Origin of the sequence: Thioclava sp. GXIMD2076 (assembly GCF_037949795.1) — a bacterium.
Classification (GTDB): Bacteria; Pseudomonadota; Alphaproteobacteria; order Rhodobacterales; family Rhodobacteraceae; genus Thioclava; species Thioclava kandeliae.
The window spans coordinates 2722805-2732500 of sequence record NZ_CP149932.1; the positions used below are offsets into that span (position 1 = coordinate 2722805).

Annotated in this window: 6 protein-coding genes, 3 tRNA genes, 2 rRNA genes, 1 pseudogene and 1 other annotated feature (1 of these 13 running past the window's edge); of the genes and pseudogenes, 3 read left to right on the forward strand and 9 right to left on the reverse strand. The window is 58.6% G+C overall.

Annotation, left to right across the window (positions count from 1 at the left end):
• Positions 1–111: 111 nt before the first annotated feature.
• Positions 112–540, forward strand: coding sequence for a SufE family protein (locus WDB91_RS13450; RefSeq protein ID WP_339113052.1), 429 nt, complete (start codon positions 112–114; stop codon positions 538–540).
• A gap of 22 nt (positions 541–562) precedes the next feature.
• Here WDB91_RS13450 and WDB91_RS13455 read toward each other — a convergent pair whose 3' ends face one another.
• From WDB91_RS13455 to purM, 6 genes are all read right to left on the reverse strand, one after another.
• Positions 563–910, reverse strand: a complete 348-nt coding sequence (locus WDB91_RS13455; protein ID WP_339113053.1) for a RidA family protein — start codon at positions 908–910, stop codon at positions 563–565.
• Positions 911–992: 82 nt separating this feature from the next.
• Positions 993–1709: a hypothetical protein gene (locus WDB91_RS13460; RefSeq protein WP_339113054.1), complete on the reverse strand. Its 717-nt coding sequence runs from the start codon at positions 1707–1709 to the stop codon at positions 993–995.
• Positions 1710–1916: 207 nt separating this feature from the next.
• Positions 1917–1990 (reverse strand) — tRNA-Gly (locus tag WDB91_RS13465).
• Positions 1991–2065: 75 nt separating this feature from the next.
• Positions 2066–3175: an NADH:flavin oxidoreductase gene (locus tag WDB91_RS13470; RefSeq protein ID WP_339113055.1), complete on the reverse strand. Its 1110-nt coding sequence runs from the start codon at positions 3173–3175 to the stop codon at positions 2066–2068.
• Between the two features lie 197 nt (positions 3176–3372).
• Positions 3373–3960, reverse strand: coding sequence for a phosphoribosylglycinamide formyltransferase (purN, locus tag WDB91_RS13475; RefSeq protein ID WP_339113056.1), 588 nt, complete (start codon positions 3958–3960; stop codon positions 3373–3375).
• On the reverse strand, positions 3957–5015 hold the full coding sequence (purM, locus tag WDB91_RS13480; RefSeq protein ID WP_339113057.1) for a phosphoribosylformylglycinamidine cyclo-ligase: 1059 nt from the start codon (positions 5013–5015) through the stop codon (positions 3957–3959). The genes purN and purM overlap by 4 nt, the downstream gene beginning before the upstream one ends.
• Before the next feature lie 137 nt (positions 5016–5152).
• Between purM and WDB91_RS13485 the strand changes: the two genes are divergently transcribed.
• Positions 5153–5228 (forward strand) — tRNA-Ile (locus WDB91_RS13485).
• Positions 5229–5306: 78 nt separating this feature from the next.
• Positions 5307–6754: pseudogene (locus tag WDB91_RS13490) on the forward strand (IS3 family transposase).
• Positions 5626–5742, forward strand: a sequence feature (AL1L pseudoknot). (Overlaps the previous pseudogene by 117 nt.)
• Before the next feature lie 71 nt (positions 6755–6825).
• On the opposite strand, the gene WDB91_RS13495 reads toward WDB91_RS13490, so the two are convergent.
• The 3 genes from WDB91_RS13495 to WDB91_RS13505 all read right to left on the reverse strand — a co-directional run.
• A tRNA-Met gene (locus WDB91_RS13495) sits at positions 6826–6902 on the reverse strand.
• Between the two features lie 58 nt (positions 6903–6960).
• Positions 6961–7075, reverse strand: a 5S ribosomal RNA gene (rrf, locus tag WDB91_RS13500).
• A gap of 78 nt (positions 7076–7153) precedes the next feature.
• Positions 7154–9696, reverse strand: a 23S ribosomal RNA gene (locus tag WDB91_RS13505); it runs 288 nt beyond the window's last position.

The following is a 9696-nucleotide window of genomic DNA, read 5'->3' on the forward strand; positions in this document are numbered from 1 at the left end:
ACTTGATCTTCTTTTCCCTAGCCTATTGCACCGGCTTTGAAAAGGCGGCTCTGGACCCTTGGCAGGCTTGGGTCTAGGTATTGGCCAAGAAACAAGCCGCGGAGTGGAAAAATGGCCAGCGAAGCATTCGAGGAAATCGCCGATACATTCGAATTTCTGGACGATTGGGAAGATCGCTACCGCCATGTGATCGAATTGGGCAAGGAATTGCCGCCACTTGACGATGCCGTGAAGGTGCCTGCCACCAAGGTCGAGGGCTGTGCCAGCCAGGTGTGGCTCCTGCCGCGGATCGAGGGGACCGGCCCGCAGGCGCGCTTTGCTTTTGATGGCGAGTCGGATGCGATGATCGTGCAGGGCCTGATCGCAATCCTGCATGCGCTCTATTCCGGTCTGACCGTGACCGAAGTCACGGCAACCGATGCCGAGGCCGAACTGGCGCGGCTGGGCCTGAACGACCACCTCTCGGCGCAACGCTCGAACGGACTGCGGGCGATGGTCGAACGTATCCGCCTGCTGGCGGCAGAAGCGGCGGCCGCATAAGGCCGCCGCAAGGCACAGGCGGTTACTTGACCGCCGCCACCACGATCACCTCGACCAGATATTCCGGCGCGGCCAGTTTCGATTCGCCGGTTGCACGCGCGGGTGTATGGCCCTGGGCAACCCAGGCATCCCAAACGCTATTCATCTCGGCGAAATCGGCCATATCGGCCAGCCAGATCTGCGTCGAGAGGATATGTTCCTTATCCGAGCCCGCTTCGGCCAGAAGGCGGTCCACCTCGGCCAGCGCATCGCGCGTCTGGTCTGCGACGGATTTGCCCGGCGTGCCGACCTGCCCCGCCAGATAGACGGTGCCGTTATGCACCACGGCTTCGCTCATACGCGCGCCGGTGCCGATACGTTTGATAGTCATGGGGAAGCCTCTTCCACTGTTGTCACGAGGCAGGGTGCGGCCCTGCCCTCGCACGCTCTATGAGTGGGATTGGCGCGCCCGTCTAGCGTTTATGGATCACCGCCACCTGATCGGCGCGTTTTTTGTGATAGCGTGCGGTAAACATGAAGCAGCCGGAAATCTGCGGTGCGAGACGGGTGAATTCTGCCTCGATCTGCGGATCGTTATGCTCGAATTTGCGGCCCTCGGAGAAGCCACGGAACAGAGCCGCCGTCTTGGTGATCCCGTCCTTTTCATAGGGTGGCGGCTGCCAGCGTAGATCCTCGATGATATAGAGCCCACCGGAGGCCAATTTGGGAAAGAGCTCCAGAAAGGCGTTCTGCTGGTGATGGGACGCGTGGCTCGCATCGTCGATGATGATATCGAGTTCCGGCAAGAGATCTCCAGCCCTACGGATGTTCTCGCGCAAATCCATATCACAGCGATGGAAATGGAAGCGCGGATCCTCGAACCAGCCGAAATCCGACACATCCAGCCCGTGGATCTGCGCCATCGAGAAGAACTCGAGCCACATCCGGATCGACGGGAGATCGGTGGTCGTCCGGTCCGCGCTCTTGCCATGTTCCGGCCCACCGATCTGCAAACCCATCTCGAGGAAATTGATCGGCCGGTCGCGATAGGGGTGGAAGAGCATGTGGTAGAGTTCGCTATAGCGATGCTTTATCGTACCCTTATCCGACCCGAACCTGTCTGCAAGATCGGTCAGGTTTGCGGGATTGAGCGTCACCGCCCCGATCCGCGAAATAAATCCCATTTCCATTCGGCTCTCCCCGCCTGGCGCATATGCGTTCCGCATCTGTAGCGAAGCTAGCAGCCATGGGGTGTAATTATCGTAAACGATCTTCTTTTTCGCCGGAAACACATAAAGGGCTTGTCTACCATGGCTTCGCGGGCCTGTTCTGCAGGCATAGGGCGCAAGCCGGACCGCAAGCGGCACTTGGTGTATATCGATAGGGATGGGGGGTAATGGAGCGGGTGAAGGGAATCGAACCCTCGTATGCAGCTTGGGAAGCTGCCGTTCTACCATTGAACTACACCCGCGAAGGTGTGGGCGGAGAAATAGCCACTCCGCCCGAGCACGTCAAGCGCCCAAAGCACCTGACGCGCTGCATTTTATCACGAGAGCGTCGCAAGATCCTTGGCGTCGAAACCGGTCAGCTCGTCGCTGCGACCCTCTTTGACCTTGGTCACCCATTGCGCATCCGACAGGAGCGCACGACCCACAGCGATCAGGTCGAACTCGTCTTTCGACATACGCTCGACGAGATTATCGAGAGGAGTCACTTTCGACCCTTCGCCACCGAAGGCCGCCAGAAACTCTCCCGAAAGCCCGACCGAGCCCACCGAAATCGTTGGCGCACCGGTGATTTTCTTGGCCCAGCCTGCGAAGTTGAGGCCGCCCTCGCCATCGATCTCGGGAAATTCCGGCTCCCAGAAACGACGCTGCGAGCAGTGGAAGATATCGACCCCCGCCTCCTTGAGCGGCATTAGCCATGCCTCCATCTCGGCAGGGGTCTTTGCCAGTTTGGCGGTGTAATCCTGCTGCTTCCACTGGCTCAGGCGCATGATCACCGGAAAATCGGGGCCAACCGCTGCGCGCACGGCCTTCACCACCTCGACGGCAAAGCGGGACCGCTCGGGCAGGGTCGCACCTCCCCAACCATCGGTGCGTTTATTGGTGCCCTCCCAGAAGAACTGGTCAATCAGATAGCCATGTGCACCATGGATCTCGACCGTGTCGAACCCGTTCGCCTTGGCATCGGCCGCGGCCTGACCGAAGGCCTTGATCGTCGCCTGGATATCAGCCTCGGACATTTCCACACCACGCGGGTCATCGGGGCCAACGAGCGCCGAGGGGCTCTCGACGGGCGCCTCCGGTTCCCAGTCGCCCCCACGGGTCGAGCCGGTATGCCAGATCTGGGGCGCGATCTTGCCTCCCTGCTCGTGCACGGCCTCGGCCACGGCCTTCCAGCCTGCCAGTGCCTCTTTGCCATGGAAGAAGGGGATATTGGGCAGGTTACGCGAGGCGGGACGGTCGATGACCGTGCCTTCGGTCAGGATCAGCCCCACATCCTGTGCCGCGCGGCGGGCATAATAGGCCGCGTTGTCACCATTGGGCACACCCGCGGGGGCCATATTGCGCGTCATCGGTGCCATCACGATACGGTTCTTGAGCGTCAGGCCCTTATAGGAGAACGGACGGAAAAGGGTTTCGGTGCTCGTCATGATGTCTTTCCTGTTTGAGGTTGGAAGGGCCGTCACAGACCCGACCTTCGCCAGAGCAGATATGCAGAAACGCCGCCCAGACAACCCCTGCCCGCTTGCACAATCGCGCATCCGCCTGCGCGGGCCTGCACGGCGGGCCGGCACAGCCATGCAATACCGTCCGGAACGCAAAAACCCGACCAGAGGCCGGGTTTTTCTCAAAGCTGGAGGAAGCTGCGATCCTCTGCGACATAGCGTTCGAGCACTGCCGGATAGAGCTTGTGTTCCTGCACCAGAACCCGCGCCGCAAGCGTATCGGCCGTATCCCCCGCGAGCACAGGGACACTGGCCTGACCGAGGATAGGGCCATCATCGAGAACGGGCGTCACCTCATGCACGGTGCAGCCGGCTTCCGTATCGCCCGCATCCAGCGCGCGCTGATGCGTGTGCAATCCCGGATAGTTCGGCAGGAGCGAGGGATGGATATTCAGCATCCGTCCCGCGAAACGCTCGACAAATTCCGGCGTCAGCACGCGCATGAAACCCGCAAGACAGAGGATATCGGGCTTGGACGCCAGGATCGGCTTGAGAAGCTCCGCCTCGAAGGCCGCACGGTCACGGCCGAACGGACGGTGGTCGATCGCGGCCGTGGGCACGCCCATCGCCGCAGCCTTCACCAGCCCCCCCGCCTGCGCGTCATTCGACGCGACCAGAACGGGTTCGGCAAAGCCTCTGGCCTGCATGGCCTCGACGAGGCGGACCATATTGGATCCGCCCCCCGAAATCAGGATTGCAACACGTTTCACAGGAGCTTGCCCTTATAGGCAACCCCCTCGCCTGCGGTGATCGTGCCGATCTGCGTCACGGTTTCGCCCTCGGCGCGCAGAAGCTCGGTCAGGGCTTCGGCACGGTCTTTGGCCACCACGACGATCATGCCGATACCGGAGTTGAAGGTCTTCAGGAGTTCCGGCTCTTCCATCTTGGCGGTCTCTGCCAGCCAGCGGAACACACCCGGCAACTCCCAGGCGTCGAGATCGATCTCGGCCCCCAGCCCCTCGGGCAGGACGCGCGGCAGATTCTCGGTCAGGCCACCGCCGGTGATATGGGCCAGTGCATGAACGCCGCCTGCACGGAACGCCTTAAGGCATTGCGTGACATAGAGGCGAGTCGGCGCAAGCAGCGCCTCGCCGAGCGAGCCCTCGCCCCAAGGGCAATCAGCATCCCAGCCAAGACCCGACATCTCGACAACCTTACGCACGAAGGAATAGCCGTTGGAATGCACGCCATTGGAGCCGAGGCCCAGAAGCACATCCCCCTCTTCAACACCCTCGGGCAGAAGCGTGCCACGCTCCATCGCGCCCACGGCAAAGCCCGCAAGGTCGAAATCACCCTTGTGATACATGCCCGGCATCTCGGCGGTCTCGCCCCCGATCAGCGCACAGCCCGACTGCGCACAGCCCTCGGCAATGCCGTTGATGATGCGGGTCGCAGAGTCCAGCTCGAGTTTGCCCGTCGCGAAATAATCAAGGAAGAACAGCGGCTCGGCGCCTTGGCACACGAGGTCATTCACGCACATCGCCACGAGGTCGATGCCGATCGTATCGACATTTCCGGTGTCGATCGCAATGCGCAGCTTCGTGCCCACACCATCGGTCGCGGCCACCAGCACCGGATCATTATAACCCGCGGCCTTCAGATCGAACAGCGCGCCGAACCCACCAAGCCCCGATACGGTGCCCGAACGCGCGGTCCGCTTGGCCGCAGGTTTGATGCGTTCGACCAGCTCATTGCCCGCATCGATATCGACGCCTGCATCGGCATAGGTCAGACCATTCGTTTTGTCGCTCGTCTTTTCGCTCATGGGCCCACGCGCTCCTTGGGAAATAAAGTTGTGTTGCCATTAGCGCATGCGGGGCCTACGGGCAATCGGCGGCTGAGGATTTGCCCCAAGATTTCTTGACCCCGCCCTTATTTATGCTACTGACCATTCTCAATGGTGGGCCTGTAGCTCAACGGTTAGAGCAGGGCGCTCATAACGCCTTGGTTGGGGGTTCAAATCCCTCCGGGCCTACCAGTTTGATGTTAGGACGCGGAAGACCTGAACCGCACTGGGTTTGCCGGAGGCTCCAACTCTTGAGTGAGATGGCGCACTATGAGCAAAACAACGAACAAATATTCTCCTGAAGTCCGCGAACGAGCGGTTCGGATGGTTCTCGACAATGCGGGTCAGCATGAATTTTGCTGGCAGTCCGTTGTCTCGATTGCCGCGAAGATCGGCTGATCGACGAATACGTTGCACAAGTGGGTTAAGAAGGCCGAGCTTGATAGCGGCAAGCGTGCAGGCGTCCCCAGCGAGATGACCGAGCGCATGAAGGCGCCGGAGCGGGAGAACCGCGAACTGCTCCCGACCAATGAGATCCTGCGCAAGGGTGAGCCAATGGAACGCCAATGGTCCGCGAGACATTGGCGAACGCATATTTTGCGATGGCGGAGCTCGACCGCCGGTCGAAGTTATGGCGGATTTGATCGAGGCGCATCGTGATGCGCATGAGGTCGAGCCAATCTGCACGGTGCTGCCGATTGCCCCTTCCACATTCCAAGATCATCTTGCCAAGCGGGCCAATCCAGCCCGGTTGTGGGACCGTGCCCGTCGTGATGCCGCCCTGCGGCCCGATCGAACGCGTCTGGGAGGAGAATTACAAGGTCTACGGCGTCCGTAAGGTCTGGCGGCAGCTTTTCCGGGAAGGCTTCGCTATCGCGCGTTGCACGGTAGCACGGCTCATGCGGGACATGGACATCCAGGGTATCATCCGCGGCAAACCGCATCGGACAACGATCCCGGACAAAAAGGCCACATACCCGTTGGACAAGGTAAAACGCGAGTTTCGGGTTCCGGCGCCCAACATGCTCTGGGTGAGCGATTTTACTTACGTCCCGACTTGGAAAGGGTTCGTCTATGTGGCCTTCGTCATCGAAGCCTATGCGCGCAAGATCGTCGGCTGGCGCGCCAGCACCTCGGCGTAGACTGGTTTTGTCCTAGATGCACTGGAGCAGGCCGTCCATGATCGAAGGCCGACAAAGGCCATGGGGCCGGTCCATCGAGGTTTTGGGAACGGGCTTTGCCTTCCAGCGGGTCCGTTGCGGGAGCCTGTATCTGCGGGTCTTTCGCGGGCTGATCTTGTTGTTTCGATCGGGGAGGCTGCGGCGCAAGAGCGTTTTGCGTCGCGCTGGGGCGCTTATCTTCCCTGCCCTCATTTTACTGGCCACCTGGCCCCGTTGCCGACGGGTATGGACTGGCGTGGATTGCGGTGTTTGGCGTTTGCGGGGATTGGTTATCCAGAGAAGTTTTTCGATACGCTACGAGGCTTGGGTGCGTCGGTTGTTCGGACGGAGTCACTTGGTGACCACCAGCCTTTCACGGCTGCGCTGTTGTCGCGTCTTTTGCATGATGCGCAGGCGGATGGTTTACAGCTTGTGACGACGGAGAAGGACGCTGCGCGTTTGCCTTCATCCTTGCGTGGTGAGGTGCTGACATTGCCTGTGCGTCTGGAGATTTTGCAGGCGGAGGCTCTTGATGCCCGTCTTCATTCGCTCTTCTGAGCGGATTTTCCGGTCTATTTTTGCTGTGTCAAGAATGCGCGAAGCCGCCTCTGATGAGACGGCTTTTTATTTGGTTGCGGGAGTAGGATTTGAACCTACGACCTTCAGGTTATGAGCCTGACGAGCTACCGGGCTGCTCCATCCCGCGTAAGGATGTGTCTGATTGGGGGGGTATCGTTATAGAGATGATTGACGCTCTTTATTAGGTTTGGCGGTGACCTACTCTCCCACGTCTTGAGACGCAGTACCATTGGCGTGTTGGCCCTTAACGGCCGGGTTCGGAATGGGACCGGGTGTATAGCCAGCGCTATGACCACCAAACCGAATAAAGAGCGTCCAAGTCAAGTTGTGTTCGTATGCATGATTTTGATCTGTAGGAGTGTCTGTCTACTACTGGATCAAATCAAGCCAATCGGGCAATTAGTACTGGTCAACTGAATGCATTACTGCACTTACATCTCCAGCCTATCGACGTGGTGGTCTTCCACGGCCCTCAAGGGATACCTAGTTTTGAAGGGGGCTTCCCGCTTAGATGCTTTCAGCGGTTATCCTGTCCGGACATAGCTACCCAGCACTACCGTTGGCACGATAACTGGTCCACCAGTGGTCCGTTCACCCCGGTCCTCTCGTACTAGGGGCAACTCTTCTCAAGTATCCTACACCCACGGCAGATAGGGACCGAACTGTCTCACGACGTTCTAAACCCAGCTCACGTACCTCTTTAAACGGCGAACAGCCGTACCCTTGGGACCTGCTCCAGCCCCAGGATGAGATGAGCCGACATCGAGGTGCCAAACGGTGCCGTCGATATGGACTCTTGGGCACCATCAGCCTGTTATCCCCAGAGTACCTTTTATCCGTTGAGCGATGGCCCTCCCACTTGGGACCACCGGATCACTATGGCCGACTTTCGTCTCTGCTCGACTTGTCAGTCTCGCAGTCAGGCAGGCTTTTGCCATTGCACTCAACGACCGATTTCCGACCGGTCTGAGCCCACCTTCGCGCGCCTCCGTTACTCTTTGGGAGGCGACCGCCCCAGTCAAACTACCCGCCACACAGGGTCCCGGATCCGGATAACGGACCGCGGTTAGACATCAAGAGTGCGAAGGGTGGTATCTCAAGGATGCCTCCACCGGAACTAGCGTTCCGGCTTCAAAGGCTACCACCTATCCTGCACATCACAATCCTGATGCCAGTGTGAAGCTGTAGTAAAGGTTCATGGGGTCTTTCCGTCTAACCGCGGGTAGTGTGCATCTTGACACACAGTTCAATTTCGCTGAGTCCACGTTTGAGACAGCGGGGAGATCGTTACGCCATTCGTGCAGGTCGGAACTTACCCGACAAGGAATTTCGCTACCTTAGGACCGTTATAGTTACGGCCGCCGTTTACCGGGGCTTCAATTCAGAGCTTGCACCCCTCCTTTTAACCTTCCGGCACCGGGCAGGCGTCAGACTGTATACGTCGCCTTACGGCTTCGCACAGCCCTGTGTTTTAAGTAAACAGTCGCCACCCCCTAGTTTGTGCCCCCCACCTATAGTTGCCTACAGATGGGGCCTCCTTCTCGCGAACTTACGGAGGCATTTTGCCGAGTTCCTTAAACGTGGTTCTCTCAAGCGCCTTGGTATTCTCTACCAGTCCACCTGTGTCGGTTTCGGGTACGGTCTTATAGAGAGGCTATTTCCAGGGACCTGTAGGCTGCCCGACCAATCCGATAAGGTCGAACAACGGTTCAGATCCGTCACCATCTCACGGCCCAGGAATATTAACCTGGTTCCCATCGACTACGCCTTTCGGCCTCGCCTTAGGGGCCGGCTTACCCTGCTCAGATTAGCTTTAAGCAGGAACCCTTGGACTTTCGGCGACAGGGTCTCTCACCCTGTTTGTCGCTACTCATGTCAACATTCTCACTTCTGATCACTCCACCGGATGCCTTACAGCCCGGCTTCACAGTCAGAACATTGCCTCCAATACTCCCGAAGGAGATAAGGAGGCAGCGTTCTATATCACAGAACGCTCCGCTACCACGCACTTCACAGTGCATCCAAAGCTTCGGCTCGTGGCTTGAGCCCCGTTACATCTTCGCCGCAGGACCTCTTAACTAGACCAGTGAGCTGTTACGCTATCTTTAAAGGATGGCTGCTTCTAAGCCAACCTCCTGGTTGTTTTGGAAGTCCCACATGCTTTCCCACTTAGCCACGAATTGGGGGCCTTAGCTGTTGGTCAGGGTTGTTTCCCTCTCCACGACGGACGTTAGCACCCGCCGTGTGTCTGCCGATCAGTTCTTCCCGGTATTCGGAGTTTGCTTAGACTCAGTAAGGCTGTGGGCCCCCATCATCCATGCAGTGCTCTACCCCCGGGAGAATACAATCGACGCGCTACCTAAATAGCTTTCGCGGAGAACCAGCTATCTCCGAGTTTGATTGGCCTTTCACCCCTAGCCACACGTCATCCGGACCCTTTTCAACGGGTGTCGGTTCGGACCTCCAGTTGGTGTTACCCAACCTTCATCCTGCACATGGCTAGATCACTCGGTTTCGGGTCTGATCCCACGAACTCGACGCCCTGTTAAGACTCGCTTTCGCTGCGCCTACACCTATCGGCTTAAGCTTGCTCGTAAGACCAAGTCGTTGACCCATTATACAAAAGGTACGCCGTCAGAGCTCGAGGCTCCTCCGACTGCTTGTAGGCGTCCGGTTTCAGAAACTGTTTCACTCCCCTCGTCGGGGTGCTTTTCACCTTTCCCTCACGGTACTGGTTCGCTATCGGTCAGTAAGGAGTACTTAGCCTTCGAAGGTGGTCCTCCGATCTTCAGACAGGATTTCACGTGTCCCGCCCTACTTAATTCGTCCCGTTGAGCTTCGTATACGGGGCTATCACCCATATTGCTGGACATTCCAGACCATTCTACTCACTCTCAAGGCTCGGCTGATCCGCGTTCGCT

Excerpts from the sequence above, each read along its gene's own strand:
- WDB91_RS13450 (WP_339113052.1), top strand. The coding sequence starts at position 112 with ATGGCCAGCGAAGCATTCGAGGAAATCGCCGATACATTCGAATTTCTG.
- WDB91_RS13455 (WP_339113053.1), bottom strand. The coding sequence starts at position 910 with ATGACTATCAAACGTATCGGCACCGGCGCGCGTATGAGCGAAGCCGTG.
- WDB91_RS13460 (WP_339113054.1), bottom strand. The coding sequence starts at position 1,709 with ATGGAAATGGGATTTATTTCGCGGATCGGGGCGGTGACGCTCAATCCC.
- WDB91_RS13470 (WP_339113055.1), bottom strand. The coding sequence starts at position 3,175 with ATGACGAGCACCGAAACCCTTTTCCGTCCGTTCTCCTATAAGGGCCTG.
- purM (WP_339113057.1), bottom strand. The coding sequence starts at position 5,015 with ATGAGCGAAAAGACGAGCGACAAAACGAATGGTCTGACCTATGCCGAT.